General features: G+C 60.6%; 26 protein-coding genes. 14 read left to right on the top strand and 12 right to left on the bottom strand.

The genetic code is table 11. The annotated features are described in order from the left end of the window. Positions 1-28: 28 nt before the first annotated feature. On the top strand, positions 29-229 hold the full coding sequence (locus tag KQ296_RS10340; protein ID WP_011932845.1) for a chlorophyll a/b-binding protein: 201 nt from the start codon (positions 29-31) through the stop codon (positions 227-229). Here KQ296_RS10340 and KQ296_RS10335 read toward each other — a convergent pair. Together KQ296_RS10335 and KQ296_RS10330 are read right to left on the bottom strand one after the other, a co-directional pair. Continuing rightward, a complete protein-coding gene (locus tag KQ296_RS10335) occupies positions 196-1,437 on the bottom strand; it encodes a glycosyltransferase family 2 protein (protein ID WP_011932844.1) in 1,242 nt (413 codons plus the stop codon). The two genes, KQ296_RS10340 and KQ296_RS10335, sit on opposite strands and share 34 nt — an antisense overlap. Next, positions 1,425-1,649, bottom strand: coding sequence for a hypothetical protein (locus KQ296_RS10330; protein ID WP_011932843.1), 225 nt, complete (start codon positions 1,647-1,649; stop codon positions 1,425-1,427). Before KQ296_RS10330 ends, KQ296_RS10335 begins: the two co-directional genes overlap by 13 nt. Positions 1,650-2,196: 547 nt before the next feature. Between KQ296_RS10330 and KQ296_RS10325 the strand changes: the two genes are divergently transcribed. Beyond that, a complete protein-coding gene (locus KQ296_RS10325; protein ID WP_041428443.1) occupies positions 2,197-2,643 on the top strand; it encodes a hypothetical protein in 447 nt (148 codons plus the stop codon). 83 nt (positions 2,644-2,726) lie between these two features. After that, positions 2,727-2,879 (top strand): hypothetical protein, encoded by a 153-nt coding sequence (locus KQ296_RS10320; RefSeq protein ID WP_259726481.1) that lies wholly within the window; start codon positions 2,727-2,729, stop codon positions 2,877-2,879. A gap of 91 nt (positions 2,880-2,970) precedes the next feature. Here KQ296_RS10320 and KQ296_RS10315 read toward each other — a convergent pair whose 3' ends face one another. Continuing rightward, entirely contained in the window at positions 2,971-3,189 is a 219-nt protein-coding gene (locus KQ296_RS10315) for a hypothetical protein (RefSeq protein ID WP_011932840.1), read from the bottom strand. A 177-nt stretch (positions 3,190-3,366) separates the two neighbouring features. Between KQ296_RS10315 and KQ296_RS10310 the strand changes: the two genes are divergently transcribed. From KQ296_RS10310 to KQ296_RS10275, 8 genes are all read left to right on the top strand, one after another. Continuing rightward, the gene (locus KQ296_RS10310; RefSeq protein ID WP_011932839.1) at positions 3,367-3,600 is read left to right on the top strand and encodes a chlorophyll a/b-binding protein; all 234 of its coding nucleotides are present in this window, start codon (positions 3,367-3,369) and stop codon (positions 3,598-3,600) included. Positions 3,601-3,620: 20 nt separating this feature from the next. Continuing rightward, positions 3,621-4,304 carry an alpha/beta fold hydrolase gene (locus tag KQ296_RS10305; RefSeq protein ID WP_011932838.1) on the top strand — a complete coding sequence of 228 codons (684 nt, stop codon included), beginning with the start codon at positions 3,621-3,623 and terminating at the stop codon, positions 4,302-4,304. A gap of 103 nt (positions 4,305-4,407) precedes the next feature. Continuing rightward, positions 4,408-5,364 carry an orange carotenoid-binding protein gene (locus KQ296_RS10300; protein WP_011932837.1) on the top strand — a complete coding sequence of 319 codons (957 nt, stop codon included), beginning with the start codon at positions 4,408-4,410 and terminating at the stop codon, positions 5,362-5,364. Next, complete coding sequence (locus tag KQ296_RS10295; protein WP_011932836.1) at positions 5,354-6,100, top strand: fatty acid desaturase; 747 nt, start codon at positions 5,354-5,356, stop codon at positions 6,098-6,100. The genes KQ296_RS10300 and KQ296_RS10295 overlap by 11 nt, the downstream gene beginning before the upstream one ends. Positions 6,101-6,145: 45 nt before the next feature. Further along, a complete protein-coding gene (locus KQ296_RS10290; protein WP_011932835.1) occupies positions 6,146-6,466 on the top strand; it encodes a hypothetical protein in 321 nt (106 codons plus the stop codon). 355 nt (positions 6,467-6,821) lie between these two features. After that, positions 6,822-7,010, top strand: a complete 189-nt coding sequence (locus KQ296_RS10285; protein WP_011932834.1) for a hypothetical protein — start codon at positions 6,822-6,824, stop codon at positions 7,008-7,010. After that, entirely contained in the window at positions 6,986-7,222 is a 237-nt protein-coding gene (locus KQ296_RS10280) for a hypothetical protein (protein ID WP_041428442.1), read from the top strand. The genes KQ296_RS10285 and KQ296_RS10280 overlap by 25 nt, the downstream gene beginning before the upstream one ends. An 89-nt stretch (positions 7,223-7,311) precedes the next feature. Beyond that, on the top strand, positions 7,312-7,806 hold the full coding sequence (locus tag KQ296_RS10275) for a lipocalin-like domain-containing protein (protein ID WP_259726480.1): 495 nt from the start codon (positions 7,312-7,314) through the stop codon (positions 7,804-7,806). 6 nt (positions 7,807-7,812) lie between these two features. Here the strand turns inward: KQ296_RS10275 and KQ296_RS10270 are convergent, their stop codons facing one another. From KQ296_RS10270 to KQ296_RS10235, 8 genes are all read right to left on the bottom strand, one after another. Continuing rightward, positions 7,813-8,520 (bottom strand): response regulator transcription factor, encoded by a 708-nt coding sequence (locus tag KQ296_RS10270; RefSeq protein WP_259726479.1) that lies wholly within the window; start codon positions 8,518-8,520, stop codon positions 7,813-7,815. 24 nt (positions 8,521-8,544) lie between these two features. Further along, the gene (locus tag KQ296_RS10265) at positions 8,545-8,742 is read right to left on the bottom strand and encodes a hypothetical protein (protein WP_011932830.1); all 198 of its coding nucleotides are present in this window, start codon (positions 8,740-8,742) and stop codon (positions 8,545-8,547) included. Positions 8,743-9,365: 623 nt separating this feature from the next. After that, entirely contained in the window at positions 9,366-9,803 is a 438-nt protein-coding gene (locus tag KQ296_RS10260; protein WP_011932829.1) for a DUF411 domain-containing protein, read from the bottom strand. A gap of 1 nt (position 9,804) precedes the next feature. Further along, positions 9,805-9,999, bottom strand: a complete 195-nt coding sequence (locus tag KQ296_RS10255) for a hypothetical protein (RefSeq protein WP_259726478.1) — start codon at positions 9,997-9,999, stop codon at positions 9,805-9,807. A 79-nt stretch (positions 10,000-10,078) separates the two neighbouring features. After that, positions 10,079-10,816, bottom strand: a complete 738-nt coding sequence (locus KQ296_RS10250) for a sulfite exporter TauE/SafE family protein (protein ID WP_011932827.1) — start codon at positions 10,814-10,816, stop codon at positions 10,079-10,081. Between the two features lie 9 nt (positions 10,817-10,825). Beyond that, positions 10,826-10,948 (bottom strand): hypothetical protein, encoded by a 123-nt coding sequence (locus KQ296_RS10245; protein WP_259726477.1) that lies wholly within the window; start codon positions 10,946-10,948, stop codon positions 10,826-10,828. 11 nt (positions 10,949-10,959) lie between these two features. Then, positions 10,960-11,166: a YqaE/Pmp3 family membrane protein gene (locus KQ296_RS10240; protein ID WP_011932826.1), complete on the bottom strand. Its 207-nt coding sequence runs from the start codon at positions 11,164-11,166 to the stop codon at positions 10,960-10,962. Between the two features lie 74 nt (positions 11,167-11,240). Beyond that, a complete protein-coding gene (locus KQ296_RS10235) occupies positions 11,241-11,516 on the bottom strand; it encodes a hypothetical protein (RefSeq protein ID WP_011932825.1) in 276 nt (91 codons plus the stop codon). A gap of 27 nt (positions 11,517-11,543) precedes the next feature. Here KQ296_RS10235 and KQ296_RS10230 point away from each other — a divergent pair, with 27 nt between their 5' ends. Next, a complete protein-coding gene (locus KQ296_RS10230; protein ID WP_259726476.1) occupies positions 11,544-12,872 on the top strand; it encodes a uracil-xanthine permease family protein in 1,329 nt (442 codons plus the stop codon). A gap of 17 nt (positions 12,873-12,889) precedes the next feature. Here the strand turns inward: KQ296_RS10230 and KQ296_RS10225 are convergent, their stop codons facing one another. Beyond that, positions 12,890-13,498, bottom strand: coding sequence for a hypothetical protein (locus tag KQ296_RS10225; RefSeq protein ID WP_011932823.1), 609 nt, complete (start codon positions 13,496-13,498; stop codon positions 12,890-12,892). Positions 13,499-13,527: 29 nt separating this feature from the next. Here KQ296_RS10225 and KQ296_RS10220 point away from each other — a divergent pair, with 29 nt between their 5' ends. Both KQ296_RS10220 and KQ296_RS12715 read left to right on the top strand, forming a co-directional pair. Further along, positions 13,528-14,322: a hypothetical protein gene (locus KQ296_RS10220; RefSeq protein ID WP_259726475.1), complete on the top strand. Its 795-nt coding sequence runs from the start codon at positions 13,528-13,530 to the stop codon at positions 14,320-14,322. Between the two features lie 200 nt (positions 14,323-14,522). Next, entirely contained in the window at positions 14,523-14,666 is a 144-nt protein-coding gene (locus KQ296_RS12715; protein ID WP_311133867.1) for a hypothetical protein, read from the top strand. Positions 14,667-14,785 lie beyond the last annotated feature (119 nt).

The raw sequence follows: 14,785 nt of genomic DNA, 5'->3' as shown, positions 1-14,785 counted from the left end.
TAACGTTCTGTTAATCGAACGGAAGCCCATGGACTCCACTTCAACCAAACAGGACGCTTGGTTCCAGGACGCCGCTGCCGCCCAGATCAAAGGTGAGCGCATGGTGCGCGCTGAGCTGCTCAACGGCCGCGTGGCCATGCTCGGTTTCGTGATCGGCGTTCTCACCGAAGCCCTCACCGGCCACGGCATCCTCAGTCAGATCACCTTCGGTGTGCTCGGCCTGAGCTGACGACCTTTCCAGGTCCATCCCCGACCGGTCAGAGTCCGCCAGACCGAGACCGGTCCGATCGCACCCACCAGCAGACCACCGACCCCCATCAACCACCACAGGGTTGTGGGAATTCCGAACGTTTTGCTGGTGTAAAGCCTCAGCAGACATTGCTGAGCAATCGCCAAGAACGCCAAGACGACACTGCTCGTCCACCAGATCGACTGAGCTGGGAAAAACAGGAACAGAGCGGGCAGAACTCCAGCCAGAATCCAGGGAACACTGAACATCTGCACCACAACGGCTGCAGCGGCCAGGGCTTTCAGCACGTTGCGATCCAGGCCGAGGCACCAGTTTTTGGTCCAGCCTTCCCAGAGGGAGGCAAGGTTGGGGTACATGCGCAGATCCACCGCATCAAGGCCCAGCACATAACGCAGGCGCAGGCCTTCGCTCTTGATACGCCGGGCCAAAGCCAGATCCTCCACCACTTCAGCGGCGAGGGCGCGGTGCCCACCGATGGCCTCATACGCCGTACGCCGAAACAACATGAACGGGCCCGCTGCGAACGACACCGGCGAGGCGGGATCGTTCGCTTCCTCGATTGGAAAGCCAAGCCCCAGCAGGCTGGCCATGATTGGCTGAACCATCCATTCCGCCAGGCAGTCGCAGCCCAGGCGCGGAGCAAGGCTGAACAGATCGGCCTCCTCATCGATCGCCTGCGCGAGGGCTCGGCGCAGGGCATCGGGCTTCAGACGCACATCCGCATCCACGAACAGCACCCACCCGGACTGCACCTGCTCCATCGCCCGGGTGCAGGCCCAGTTCTTGCCAACCCAGTGTTCACCCTCCGGACGAGGGCCTGCATGCACCACCTCGCCACGGATCCCAGCAGTGGCGTGAGCCTTCAGCACGGCAGTCGCCAGCTCCGCCGTTGCATCGGTTGATTCATCATCGACAACCAACACCCGCCAGTCGCGGCAGGGAGGCTCACTGGCAAGCACATGCCGGAGGCAGGGGCCGATGTTGACGGCCTCGTTGTAAGCCGGAATCACCACGGTCAGGCTGGCGCTTCCGGCACTGGGGGATGCATCCGGGCGCAGCACCGGAGCGCTGGCCAGGCATCGCATCAACCCCAGCTGAAGCAGGAGGAGACCGCCGCAGGATGCCGCGGACGTGGCGAACAACAGCAGAGCGAGGAGCTGTGCCCAAGAAACGCTCAGCTCAGCCAACGATCGGCATCCATGATTCGCTTGATCAACAACCCCAACCGCTTGAACTCCGAGAAGTTCAACTCTTGAACGGCCTGATCGAGGCCGCAGTCCACCCAGGCATCGCCACGTTTCTCGTAGATCGTGAAATCCTCCTCCAGGGAGTTGCGGCGGATGCAGTAGGTGATGCCGTCGTCGTGAACGAAATCCGCCGAATGCAGCTGAAGGGCCATCCGCTCTGATCTGCCGGACGCGGCAGGCACATCCCCCAAACTCTCGCTCCTTTTAACCAGAGCAACAATGCGCCTTAACACCGATTGCCCCAGCGGCTCACGCCAACGAAACTAAGCACATCGAGATCGGAGGCGCTGATGACAGCCGAGACTCCACCCCAGCCCAATCACGAAGCAGCCTGACTCAAACGGCCCCTGCTCCAACAGTTTCCACCCATCCGTGAGGCTTTGTCCCTCGGCAGGCAATCACTGGTACGCCACGTCGACCGACACTCCACTGCATCGTTCCGGCCGCAGCAAGCAGCCACAGGTGCCCCGGAGCCCCATCAGCCTTACCCCTGGACTTCAGGCCCCAGGCGCCATGCAGCCAGACGCTTCAACACGTCATACAGTCGATCGATCGACAAAAACATTCACCCCGTCAGCGATGGCGGGGTTTTTTGCTGACAAGACGGCTGATCGACGAACGTTCTGATATCTGAATTGGCAGAAACCTCTCTTTTCTTAGCCATGCAGATAACAAGATTCATTGATCTGGACTCCATCAATGAATCTCCCGCTTTTCCTTGCAGCCCTGCTCCTTTCAGCATCACCTGCCCTTGCTGACGGCATTCTTTTTCTGAAGTGCGATGAAACGAGAGTGTTCACGACGAAATCACACTGGCGCGACGGCGACACAACACATTTAGAGAATGAAGACAAAGAGGTGCTTGTACTCGGAATTGACCGCAAGAAAGAGACGATGCTCATCAACAACAGTAAAGTTGATATCGTGATTAAGAATGATGAGGCAATTGACTCAGGTACATTTGATAACGGCAAGACAAAGGATGCACGTGTTATACACACGACACTTTCGCCTCCACATATAAGATACGGCAATGGAAAGGTCGTTATAAAAGAAGACTTTGTCACGACCATTACTGACGTAGCGATCACGGCAGATTGCACCAAGATTGACTCTGCAGACTTCGAAAAATTCCTCAACCAATGAAACCCTCGCCTCTACTTGAAGCCTTGCTTCTCTAAGCGTCAACAGCACTGGCAGACAACTTCGTTGATTTGAGGTGTGATGCCATGGCCTCCCTCATCACCAAGCAAGTGAGCACGAATCAAGAGCTAGAGAAAATACAGATCGAAGAGCAAGGTTTGTTCAAGGTGAATCCTTCCAATCGTCGCCTCATAAGACAAGCAGACCATTGGGGAAGTGCGATCACTGCCAATGAATGAATACCCTCAAGATTGATCATTTAGACCTACGCAGGTCCTTTCAGAAAAATTCGAGACAGAACGGGTTGTTCTCTTGGCAAGAGCCGGCTTCTCAATTGGATTGATTCGTATCGTCGCCGTTGTTCTGGATGGCGCCGATCTTGGCGTCAGCCCAACGGGCAAAGAAATACACACCCACGAACAGAGGCAGATAAGCAGTCCACATCCGCTCAGGAGCCAAACCGCTGTTGTTAATCACAGCCAAGCCGCCGTATCCAACAACGAAGTAGATCACCGCACGCCTGATCGCACCAACTTGCCGGGAGTTCATGAATAGATGAAAGAGAAGATCAGCCTAAGAGGCCTTGGGAACGCGCGCACTCACTGCATCGACCCGCCCCTAGCCCGACAGGCGAGGTCCTGAAACCGAACCACAACAGTCGGCTCTCCCACTGTGTGTGACGTTTTCAGGAGGGATAGACCGATCAGATCCCGCTCAGAAACAACCATGACGGCATCCACAACGCAGGCAGCCAAAGGACTGATCACGCACGATGCTGAGGGCCGCGACAACGTTTACGCCAAGGAACCACCGATGCAGCTCACCAGCCCGGAGGCTGGATGGGGCTTCCACGAACGGGCCGAACGACTGAATGGACGCCTGGCCATGCTGGGATTTGTCGCAGCCATCGCCACGGAACTGCTCACAGGAGAAGGACTGCTTCAGGCCATCGGCCTTTAACGCCGCCCGACTGAGAGATCATGCTGAGCGGCAATGGAGAGGGGATGGACAACCTGTTGGTATCGGGAGCCGACTCAGCACCCCTGAGGGTGTTGCTGGCCCATGGAGCCGGTGCCGGCATGGACAGCCCCTTCATGGAGGCGATGGCCCTGGGCCTCGCCGAGAACGGCTGGCAGGTGCTGCGCTTCGAGTTTCCTTACATGCAACGGCAACGCAGCAGCGGCAAGAAGCGGCCGCCTGACAAGGCGGAGGTTCTGCTGACCAGCTTTCGCGAGCAGGTGGAAGCCCTGGTTCAGGACAAGCCCCTGGTGATCGGCGGTAAATCAATGGGTGGCCGCATGGCCAGCCTTCTGGCTGATGCGCTGCTCGATGAGCAAGCGATCCAGGCCTGCATCTGCCTTGGCTACCCGTTTCATCCTCTCGGCAAGCCCGACCGGCTGCGCACGGAGCACCTCGCCGGCCTGCGCACACCAACGCTGATCGTTCAAGGAGAACGTGACGCGATGGGTCGACACGACGAGGTGAGCCACTACCCCCTCTCCGAACAGCTGCAGCTGGCCTGGATGCCGGACGGGGATCACAGCTTCAAACCGCGCAAAAGCTCAGGCCACAGCGAATCCACAAACTGGGCTTTGGCGGTGCGTGCGATGGATCAGTTCCTGACCAAGCTGCTGTCCAGCACAGAACGGACACAGCAAGCCTGACGGCGCCGAACACGCCCGAGCAGTGCACCACGTACAAAATTTTTTCGCACATCGCCAGAATCGCAACATAGCGTTACAGTCTCGCAATCCTCGATCGCTCCGGATGTTCACGCTCGACAAGGCTCGTCAGATTTTTCCGGAGACCATGACCGCCGATGCGGTTCCAGCCATCACCGCACGCTTCAAGCTGCTCAGCGCTGAAGACCAGCTGGCCCTGATCTGGTTCGCTTATCTGGAGATGGGTCAGACCATCACCGTGGCAGCCCCCGGCGCCGCCCGCATGGCCCTGGCGAAGCCCACCCTCGATGAAATCGTGGCGATGAGCTTCGACGAGCAAACCAAGGTGATGTGCGACCTGGCGGCCAAGATCAACAGCCCGATCTCCAGCCGTTACGCCTTCTGGTCGGTGAATGTGAAGCTCTGCTTCTGGTACGAACTGGGAGAGTTCATGCGTCAGGGCAAGGTGGCCCCGATCCCCCAGGGCTACAAGCTTTCTGCCAACGCCAACTCGGTGCTGGAAGCGGTGAAGAAGGTGGAGCAGGGCCAGCAGATCACCCTGTTGCGCAATTTCGTGGTCGACATGGGATACGACCCCGGCGTGGACGACAGCAAGGTGGTGACTGAGCCGATCGTGGCGCCGACACCTGAAGATCAACGTGAAGAGATCTTCATTCCCGGCGTGCTGAATCAGACGATCCTCAGCTACATGCAGCTGCTCAACGCCAACGACTTCGACAACCTCATCGATCTCTTCCTCGATGACGGCGCGCTGCAACCTCCGTTCCAGCGTCCGATCGTGGGGCGTGAGGCCATCCTCAAGTTCTTCAAGCGTGACTGCCAGAACCTCAAGCTGATCCCCCAGGGTGGTTTCGGTGAACCTGCCGATGGTGGATTCACCCAGATCAAGGTCACCGGCAAGGTGCAAACCCCTTGGTTCGGCCGGGAAGTGGGCATGAATGTGGCTTGGCGCTTCCTGCTCGACGACAACAACAAGATCTATTTCGTGGCGATCGACCTGCTCGCTTCACCCGCCGAGCTGCTGAAGCTTGGTGGCAAGTGATCCCTCGGGGACCAATCACTGGAGGGGGCTGCAACTGGCGGGGCTGATCGGCTGTGCCTGGTTGTTCACCCTCGCGGTGGGGCTTCGCCTTCCCTTTCAGCAGATCCACCCTTTGGCCCTCATGGCCTTCGTGATCCTGCGCGGCTTTCTGCACACCGGACTGTTCATCGTGGCTCACGACGCCATGCACGGCACCCTTGCCCCTGCAAGCCGTCCCAACCTCAATCAACGGATCGGCCAAGGCTGCCTCTGGGCCTACGCCGGCCTCAACTTCCAGGCATGCCTGAACCATCACATTCAGCATCACCATTCGCCTGGATCGGCCACGGATCCCGACTACTGCACCGCGGCTGATTCCTCACCACTGGCCTGGTATGCACGCTTTCTCAGTCACTATCTGAACCCGATGCAGCTGTTCAAGATGGCGGGTTGTATGGGCCTGATGCTGGCGGTCATGCCCGCGAATCAGCAGCAGCCCCTGCTCGCGCTTGTGTTGATCTATGTGCTGCCTTTGATCATCAGTTCCTGGCAACTCTTTGTGGTGGGAACGTTTCTTCCCCATCGCAATAATCGCCAGGCCACTGAGGGTTTCCATCAACCAATCAGCCTCAATTTTCACCCGGTTCTGTCGTTCGCAGCGTGTTACCACTTTGGCTATCATCGCGAGCACCACAGTTACCCAGCAGTGCCTTGGCATCAGCTCCCCAGGCTGCGCACTGCAGTTGCTCAATCCTGAACCTGGTTCAGCACCTCTGCACTTACACCTCACACCTCCCACACCATGTCAGCAGCTGACTGGACACACCAGGAACAATCAATCGCCAAAGATGCCTTTGAAACAGGCAAACAACGTTCCATCGAAGCACTGATTGTGATCCTGAGGAAACAGAGTGCATTGCTCGACACTCCGGAATCAATCTGGCGCTATCACGATTTTCTCAGCAGCGAGCGCTATCAATATGAAGGCCGTGCTGAATTCGATACCGCCAATATTCTCTTCAATCTGGCCGACATGATCAAACAGAATTTGATCACCTACGAAGATCTTGAAGGCCTTGACACAACCAAGCTGAGCAAAATCAAAGCCATGGCCATGTTCTGAGGTCAACCCAAATTCAGGATTGGTTGCTTGTTGAGAGATGCAGCGATCTGGGGCTGGGTTGAATGCGAATCGCTGCGGGCTTCAATGCGCACGCCAAGGCTCGAAAGGGCTGATGCACACCCTCAACAATGAGAGTTCCCATCGGATGGGAATGGGCCAGATTGAGTTTCATCGTCAAACCGGTTGTGAAACGGAATCCCTGTTGGCTTGATTCCTAAAGGCAGCCTCGCGGATTTAGAGGCTGTTGACGAGCCAAGTTCAGGAAATCTTCCAGGCTTGACCTGCAAAGTTGTCGCCGTTGGCACGGCCGCTTTGCCCTGCCCCCCTAACCATGGGCTGATCGATGGATTCAGCCATGACAAGCGAACAGGCCATTGCCTTGATCGGATCCGCTGTGGACTACAGCCAACAACGCAGCAAGTTGCTCGCCAGCAGAGAGCGACTCTCCGACGCAGAAGCCATCCGCCGAGAGTTCGATGAATGGCTGAACCCCACCGGCGATTCTCTGCCCCTGATGCCATGCCCGCGGCCGCAAGCGGGTTAACCGGCCTCTTCCCACTGCGCCTGATGACAACAGGCCATGGGCAATGGCATTTTGAAATCATGAAACAGCGCTCCCTGCTGCAGCGACTCGGCTCTTACCTGATGGGCCTGGTGGATGAGTACTGGACCATGCGCGAACCGCAGAGCTACGGCGAGAAAGCCCCCAGCTGCACAGTGCGCTGCGACGACGAGCACTGCGAGCGTGCGGACTGAACGGAATGACTCAGTTGTGGTTGATACCAACCATCAACAAATGGATGTCGATCTGCTCATTCAGCGCCTTGAGCCGCTGAGGCGCTGAAGTGACCATTGGTAATTTCCGCCTAAGCCATCCATCAATTGTGAACGCAACGCCTTTGCAATCACTGAGTGCCGTTGAAGCCCCTTGCATCCATGGCGCCTGGCAACTGGTGAGCTACCTGGTGGAGGAACAAATCAGCGGCAACACCTTCAGGCCGATGGGTGACCACCCCACGGGCTATGCGCTGTTTACCCCGGCTGGACGGGTGTCGTTCACGCTCACGGCTGAAGGCCGCACACCCACAACCGACCGCGAAGGCGACGCGGCTCTGCTCAGCAGCCTGGTGGCCTACTCCGGAACCTACAGATTGGAGGACGACCGCTGGATCACGGCGGTTGATGTGGCTTGGAAGCCGGAATGGGTGGGTACCGAACAGATGCGCCACTTCTCGATTGACGCTGACCAGCTCACGGTGCGAACGCCATGGCGGGTGATGCCCAACTGGCCGAAACAGGGCCCGACCCGCAGCATCGTGATCTTCAAACGCTGCAGCTGACGTTGCTCACTGCAGGGGATCGATGAGGCCATACAGCAGGGCCGTGACCGCCATCTGGGTGCGGTCCCGGGCACCGAGCTTGTCCATGGCATTGCCCACGTGGCTTTTCACCGTTTCCACCGAAAGGCCGAGCAGGGTTGCGATGGCGTTGTTCTTAAGACCGCGCGCCACCCCGGCGGCCACCTCCAGTTCGCGCGGAGTGAGTTCCTCCACCAACGGCGGCAGATCGGGTTGCGGTGTGGAGGCGGCAATGCGGCGGATCTGCTCTGGGAAGTACACACCGCCATCAGCGAGGGTGCGCAGGGCCTTGATCAGATCACCGCGGCCGGTGCCCAGGCTGGATTTGAAAACCACGCCATCCGCGAAGGCCTCCATCGCCTCCTGCACCACCGCCTGGGTTTCACGCACCAGCACGATCAGCAGCTGACAGGTGGGCAACTCCGCCTTCACCCGGCGTAGCAGGTTGATGCCATAGCCGGATTCGAGATCCGAGCTGCAGATCAGCAGATCCGGCTGGGTGCGCAACACCAGCTCAAAGCCCTCATCTTCGGTGGTGGCCGCACCCACCAGGCTCGAGGCAATCGCATCAACCAGCACAAAGGAAATCAGCGCCAGGCGATCGCCGAACACCACAACAATGCGGCGCTCCTTCAACAACTCAGAAGCCTGAGCGATCGCCTCCTGATTGGCACGGGAGTCGAGCCGAAGCTCCATGGTCGGCACACGGATACCCGATGTTTAGCGCGGATGGTCGGCACGCACCTGCTGGGGATCACGCCACACCACGCCGCGGATGCGGGATGGATAGCGCGCACGGGCCAGCCGCCAGGCCTCGAGCGCATCAGCCACCTCCACGGTGTGGGTGGTCAGCTGACCATCGCGCTCAAGGATGAGGTCGTAGGCGGGGGACATCGCCGGATCGTGCAGCCCCTTCATTGAGGCAGAGATCAACGGGTTGCACATCCCTCAGTTGAGGGAGAGACCTGCAGCACTCTGCTGCCGGTTCCCCTCGCATTAGGCACGCCGTTTTCACTCTCAGCGGTCTGCGACCGATCGGCAATGCGCGATTTCACTGATTGCACTTGTCGCCTGGAACACCAACACTGTGTGCATCGAGATCGGAGGCACCGATGACGGCCGACACTCCACCCGAGCCAACACAAGAAGCTCGCTGACTTTCTGGCCCCTGCTCCAACAGTTTTCACGCATCAGAGAGGGATCGCCCTTCGGCAGGCACTGAGGTTCGCCACGTCGATCGGCACTCCATCTGCACCGTTCCAGGTGCCCCAAGGAGTTCACAACCCTCCCACCTAGGAACCTGGCCCCAGGCGCCACAGCCAGTCGCTTCGACCCTTTCTTTCAGTCCACTTGCTGGAGGTTGAACAACCGTATGGCAACACTGAAAATCGCATGGTCGTGATGCACAAACGAGCGCGTTAGGCCGCCTGTCCCGCCTTGGGACGACGGCCTCCATAAATCAGCCCAATGCTGATTGCAACCCCCGCAGGTCTCCCACCAACAGGGACTTGCGGGGGTTTTGCCTGGGACGACCTGACCCGTTAATAACGCTCCAGCACCCGGGTGCTGCCGTCGTGGGCGATGGCCACCACCACGTAGGGATCCGCTTCGACCCCTTCCATCTCCATTCCGGGAGAGCCGATCGGCATTCCCGGCACGGCCAGGCCGCGAATGTCGGGTCGTTCGGCGAGCAGTCGCTGCACCGACGCCGCCGGCACATGGCCGTCGATCCTGTAGCCCGCAACGCTGGCGGTGTGGCAGTAAGCCTGGGTGGGATCGATGCTGTCGCTGATCTGATCGTTGATGCGAAAGCCCGCTGCTTCGAGGTGCCGTTCCCACTGCCGGCAGCACTCACAACTGGCCGATCGCACCACCGTGATCAGCGGACCCTCGGCCTCAGCCCACACCGGCAGGGGGGAGGCGAGGATCAACGCCAACAACAGGGCGCACACAAACCGCAGACGGCAACGCCAAGGCATCTCAAGACTGATGCAATTGCCGGAGCAGTTTCGCGGCAAGGATGCTGGACAAGCGGCGCTTCACCAGCAGATCGCAGATCCAGTCGAACAGGGGCGGGGCACCCTCCACCGCAGCGAGCCGCTGTTCAAGGTCTTTGAGTTCCTGCTGATCGCGGCAGCCGCGGAGGGCATTGATCAGAGTTTCTTCTGCTGGCACGGATGCCAAGGGAGTCGCCACCATGCGCGTTGCACTGCACACCGTCTTTACAGCTAAAGCATCAAGAACCCCGCTGTCATCAGGCTTCAGGCCAACGTGTCGAAATGCGCAAGCCCGCCTCGGTTGAAGGCCTCTGCGGTTGCAGGGCTTCCAGACCGGTGCTGATGGCTGACACCAGCAGCAGGGCTGCAAACCCCTGGCGCAGCCTGCGCTCAGACACACGGGACACCCAACGCTGGCCGAGGAGGATGCCGATGCCACCACCGAGGAGCAAGGGCAGCAACAGGGGCAGACTGGCTGCCGGCCAATGGCCATGACGGACCAGGGCCATCAAGGAACTGGCGCAGATCACCAACAGGCTGGTGCCGGAGGCAAGGGTCATCGGCAGACGGGCCAGCAGCACCAGGGCGGGAACAATGGCGAAGCCCCCACCCACACCGGCGATGCCCGTGAGCAGTCCCACCCCCAAACCCTGAACCAGCAGCTGAATCCGGCCCTCCCGTTGACGCGCAGGCTCAGGCGCCTGTGGCGGCCGCAGCATCAACCAGGCCGCCGCCAGGGCCAGGGCCCGTTGATACACCTCGGCATCCTTGCGTCCGGCATGGAACAGGCGGCAGCCTTCGTCGATCAGATCGCGGAGCACGGGATCACGAAGATCAATCACTTCGCCCCCCTGCAACACGATGCGCCGATCCCGGATCACCTGGCGCACGCGCTGGAAGGAGGCTTTGGCGAAGGCGTCTCCAAGCCGATCCGGGGCCTGCCTGCGCTCGCGGATCTGAATCAACGCATTGAGGAGCTCAGCCGCCTTGAACACCGCCAGATTTCAGCGCTGCTCTTCGTTCAGCGCCCTGAGCGCAGGCAAGTAGGCGTCCACAGCCTCGAGGTAGCCAGGCGATTTCTCACGGAACACCGCCATGGTGCGCCAGGGAAGCGCCTCTGCTGCCATCCCGCCAACCCTCACTTGCGGGTGACGCAGATATAGATCGCATGGATCACAGCCACAGGCCACATGATGGCCAGCAGCGGCAGCCCCAGCCCTCCGAAGCTGAGCAACCAGAAGAGCAGGTTGAGCCAGAACGCCCCGGTGAGACCCACCTGGGTGGCCACCGCCAGAGGCGGCAAAATGAAAGCCAGGATGATGCGAAGGAGGTCGCCGAGCGTCATGGGTCTGGAGATGACTCCCTCTTGCTAGCCACGTCCCCTGCCAGGGGACAGGCAAGCTCGCAGCTCCCTCAAGCTCACTCCCCGGTCGAGCCCTGCGCTCCGCCACAGGCTCGGCGTGGTTGGTAGCCCTGATGCTCGGCCAGATAGCGGAGGTAAACGATCTGATGCCGATCGGGCAGACCCACAGCAGCGATCAGACCCAGGGGCCCGAACAGGAGGCCAGCCAGCAACCAGCGATTGCTGTTGCGGGCCTTCTGAGCGGCAACGGTCTTGGCCAGACCAGCACTGATCAGATGGGAGATCAGCACCATCACCAACAACTTGACATCCACGGCGATCGCGCAGCACACACCCTCAGATAGCCAGTGCCTGCGGTGATGTCAGTGCATGGGATCGACAGCGGCACGCTTGGCAAGGCTGTGGTCGCCAGCGCGGCAGACTGTTCAAAACAGCCGCCGATGCCCTCCACCTCGCGCCGTGCAGGCTTACTGCGGGAGCTCGCTCAACCGCGCAACATCGTGGTTGGCGCCCAGATGCTGTTTGTGGCCTTCAGCGGGTTGGTGCTGGTGCCCGTGCTGATGGGTCTCGATGCATCGGTGGCACTGTTCACCGCCGGCGCGGGCACGCTGCTATTTCAGCTGGTGACCGGAGCACGAATCCCTGTATTCCTGGCCTCCTCCTTCGCCTTCATTGCCCCCACCAGTTACGGCATCCAGCAGTTCGGACTGGCGGAAACCCTCGGGGGCTTGATGGCTGCCGGGGTGTTCTATGTGCTGCTGGCGCAGGTGGTGCGCTGGCGTGGTGACGGTGTGATTCAGAGGCTGCTTCCAGCGATCGTCACCGGACCGGTGGTGATGGTGATCGGCATGTCGCTCGCCCCGATCGCCGTTGAAAAAGCCGGGGGCAACCTCAGCGGCGACCATCCCGCCAGCCATCTGCTGGTGGCGAGCGCCGTGTTTCTGGTCACCGTGCTCACGGCCATGCTCAGCCGGGGCACCTGGCGCTTGATCCCAGTGTTGATCGGGATTGTGTTCGGTTACGGCATCAGCCTGCCTCTGGGGCTGATCGACCTCTCCAACGTGGCCACGGCACCGTGGTGGTCGCTGCCGGGCTTCACCACACCCCGGTTCAGCCTGCCGGCAATCCTGTTCATCCTGCCGGTGGCGATCGCACCGGCCATCGAACACGTGGGCGACATCCTGGCCATCGGCGCCGTGACCGGCGAGAACTACCTGAAGCGTCCTGGCTTGCAGCGCACCCTGCTCGGTGATGGTCTGGCCACAAGCCTGGCTGCGGCCCTCGGCGGCCCCCCCAACACCACCTACTCCGAGGTGGTGGGCGCCGTGGCGCTGATCCGGGCCGTGAAACCGGTGGTGATGATCTGGGCCGCCCTGTTCGCCATCGGGCTGTCGTTCGTGGGCAAATTGAATGCCTTGCTCAACACCATTCCCGACCCCGTGATGGGCGGGGTGCTGGTGATTCTGTTTGGAACCATCGTCACCCTGGGCATCAACACCCTGGTGCGCGCCGGTGCCGATCTCAGCGATTCCCGCAACCTCATCGTGGTGGGAACGATTCTGGTGCTGGGGATTGGCGGACTCGGCATCGAAGCCGGTCGTTTCAGCCTCGAAGGCCTGAGCCTTGCCGCCATCGCGGGCGTGCTGCTAAATCTTGCCCTGCCGCGCACGCAGGCCGGCAGGGACTGAGTGCACGCGAGGCGGCCTCAATCCAGCAACGGTGGCGTGAAAGTGTCGGCCACCGCCACGATCCAGCGAGCAGCCGCCGCCGTCACCTGTTCCTTAGTGACGTTGAACTCCAGGTCGTGGCCCTTGGCGAGCAGATCGGGAATGATCGTCTGCCAGGCCATGCCGGCGGCACTGGCGTTGAGATCACCGATGAGCACAAACGCTTTGGCCGCACCGGTCACCGCATCGGTGTACTCGGGATTGGCCGACACCTGGCTGCGGTACCAGTCGCTCACCTGATCCCGCTGGGCCTTGCTCAGAAACGGTGGCGCCCCCACCAGATAGGCATCGAGCACCAGCATCGGGCTGGGCACGCTCTGGCCGGGGTGTTTGAGCGCAAACCAGGCCTGGCCGATGGAGGCAGCATCGGGCCAATGGCAGAGAATCGCGACGTCCTGGCTGTCGAGCGAGCGCTGTGCCGCCAGTTCATCAATGCGTTCGAGCAACTCCGGGCCGGTGAGCGGCGGTTCGCTGCGGGAGTGTTCAGCCCGGGCCTCATTGATTGCCTCGGCCACCGCCGCTTCGTTTTCAGTGAGCTGCTCGAGAGCCCGCTTGAGGTTGGCGTCGGCATCGGCGGGGCTGGCCAAGGGACATCAGGCGGAGGGCTGGTTCCACGATGTCATTGCCATCAGGGAGTGATCACACTGGGAAAGACAAAGGCCTGGCTGCGATGCACAGGATCACCCGCCAACTGATAGCCCCGCTGGCGGCGGCCGTTCTGCTCGGCGCCTGCCGTCAGCCCAAGCCAACACCAGACTTGAACAGCGTGTTCCAGGGGCGCTGGCAGGCCAACAGCACCGCTGGGCGCGCCGTGTTGGATGTGCTCAGCGTCGAGCCCGAGCGCGTGCGATGGGGCAATGACCTGAATGGTGTCTGCGACAGCGACTACAGCGCTGAGACCCTGCCCAATGGCGAGAACGGTCGCTTCCCCGATCAGCTGATTGCGCCCACGGAGCCAACGGAGCTGGCCTATGCCGTCGTGAGGCTCACGCTTCAGCCAGAGCCCTGCCCGACCGGTGTGGCTGTGATCCAGCTGGCCAAGCCACTGGATGGGTCAGAGACCCTCAAGGTGGTGACCTACGACGCCCAAGGAGCCGTTCGCGGCCAGTATCCAGACCTCACGGCACTGAGCGAGGAGCAGGCCAGCAAGCCCCAGTGGCCACTGCAATGCACGCTCAACGAGATTGCGTCCACCTGCAGAACAGAGCCCGCTGCGAAGGACGGCTTCACGATTTACTTCTCCCACGCCGAGCAGCCGATCTTCACCTTCACGCCGGTCGGTGCGCCCACGACCGATCGCCGGGAGATGGTCGACAGCTCCGGGCAGCGCTGGGCGATGAGCGGCCATCACTCCTTTGAACTGGAAGAGATCGGCGGCTATGGCAACCGAATCACCGTGAGCAGCCCCTGAAACAGATCAGCGGCGAGGCGGCTTCCAGCTCATCCAACTTTCAGAACTTTCTCCCCCGATTGGGGGAGGTTCCAAAAGGCCTTTCGGCCAACGCTATGGAGGAACCCACGCATCCACCGATTCCGATGCTTCCTCTGTTTGACCCGCTGCTGATCCTCGACACCTTCCAGCTCAACATCGGCAACTGAAGGAGACACACCATGCCGATCCTTTATCCACCCACAGGCAGCTTCACCTCCGATCCAGGGGCTCTCGAGCGGAGCGAGCTAGAAACGCTTTATCTCCACCTGCGCCACAACTACCGGGGCCTGATGGTGAGCCGGGGGCATGAGGAGGGTGACTGAAGCCTGCTCGGTGAGAGCAAACCCGTAACTGCGAACAACATCGTTCGTTTCTCCCGTCAAGCAGCCCCTGTTGCTGCCTGACCCTTAGGGGAGATGGGGTGAAGTCAGCCTTATCACCC

Source organism: Synechococcus sp. CS-197, from assembly GCF_025128215.1.
In the GTDB taxonomy this organism is placed as follows: Bacteria; Cyanobacteriota; Cyanobacteriia; order PCC-6307; family Cyanobiaceae; genus Synechococcus_C.
Note: the sequence above shows the minus strand (reverse complement) of the source record. Positions and strands in the feature narration are given on the sequence as shown.

What these genes read in the sequence shown, in the direction of transcription:
- KQ296_RS10245 (WP_259726477.1), bottom strand. Translation starts at nt 10,948, where the DNA reads ATGGCAGCAGAGGCGCTTCCCTGGCGCACCATGGCGGTGTTCCGTGAG.
- KQ296_RS12715 (WP_311133867.1), top strand. Translation starts at nt 14,523, where the DNA reads ATGCCGATCCTTTATCCACCCACAGGCAGCTTCACCTCCGATCCAGGG.
- KQ296_RS10325 (WP_041428443.1), top strand. Translation starts at nt 2,197, where the DNA reads ATGAATCTCCCGCTTTTCCTTGCAGCCCTGCTCCTTTCAGCATCACCT.
- KQ296_RS10290 (WP_011932835.1), top strand. Translation starts at nt 6,146, where the DNA reads ATGTCAGCAGCTGACTGGACACACCAGGAACAATCAATCGCCAAAGAT.
- KQ296_RS10330 (WP_011932843.1), bottom strand. Translation starts at nt 1,649, where the DNA reads ATGGCCCTTCAGCTGCATTCGGCGGATTTCGTTCACGACGACGGCATC.
- KQ296_RS10240 (WP_011932826.1), bottom strand. Translation starts at nt 11,166, where the DNA reads ATGACGCTCGGCGACCTCCTTCGCATCATCCTGGCTTTCATTTTGCCG.
- KQ296_RS10305 (WP_011932838.1), top strand. Translation starts at nt 3,621, where the DNA reads ATGCTGAGCGGCAATGGAGAGGGGATGGACAACCTGTTGGTATCGGGA.
- KQ296_RS10310 (WP_011932839.1), top strand. Translation starts at nt 3,367, where the DNA reads ATGACGGCATCCACAACGCAGGCAGCCAAAGGACTGATCACGCACGAT.
- KQ296_RS10315 (WP_011932840.1), bottom strand. Translation starts at nt 3,189, where the DNA reads ATGAACTCCCGGCAAGTTGGTGCGATCAGGCGTGCGGTGATCTACTTC.
- KQ296_RS10300 (WP_011932837.1), top strand. Translation starts at nt 4,408, where the DNA reads ATGTTCACGCTCGACAAGGCTCGTCAGATTTTTCCGGAGACCATGACC.
- KQ296_RS10270 (WP_259726479.1), bottom strand. Translation starts at nt 8,520, where the DNA reads ATGGAGCTTCGGCTCGACTCCCGTGCCAATCAGGAGGCGATCGCTCAG.
- KQ296_RS10280 (WP_041428442.1), top strand. Translation starts at nt 6,986, where the DNA reads ATGCCCGCGGCCGCAAGCGGGTTAACCGGCCTCTTCCCACTGCGCCTG.
- KQ296_RS10220 (WP_259726475.1), top strand. Translation starts at nt 13,528, where the DNA reads ATGTCATTGCCATCAGGGAGTGATCACACTGGGAAAGACAAAGGCCTG.
- KQ296_RS10260 (WP_011932829.1), bottom strand. Translation starts at nt 9,803, where the DNA reads ATGCCTTGGCGTTGCCGTCTGCGGTTTGTGTGCGCCCTGTTGTTGGCG.
- KQ296_RS10285 (WP_011932834.1), top strand. Translation starts at nt 6,822, where the DNA reads ATGACAAGCGAACAGGCCATTGCCTTGATCGGATCCGCTGTGGACTAC.
- KQ296_RS10230 (WP_259726476.1), top strand. Translation starts at nt 11,544, where the DNA reads ATGTCAGTGCATGGGATCGACAGCGGCACGCTTGGCAAGGCTGTGGTC.
- KQ296_RS10320 (WP_259726481.1), top strand. Translation starts at nt 2,727, where the DNA reads ATGGCCTCCCTCATCACCAAGCAAGTGAGCACGAATCAAGAGCTAGAG.
- KQ296_RS10265 (WP_011932830.1), bottom strand. Translation starts at nt 8,742, where the DNA reads ATGAAGGGGCTGCACGATCCGGCGATGTCCCCCGCCTACGACCTCATC.
- KQ296_RS10340 (WP_011932845.1), top strand. Translation starts at nt 29, where the DNA reads ATGGACTCCACTTCAACCAAACAGGACGCTTGGTTCCAGGACGCCGCT.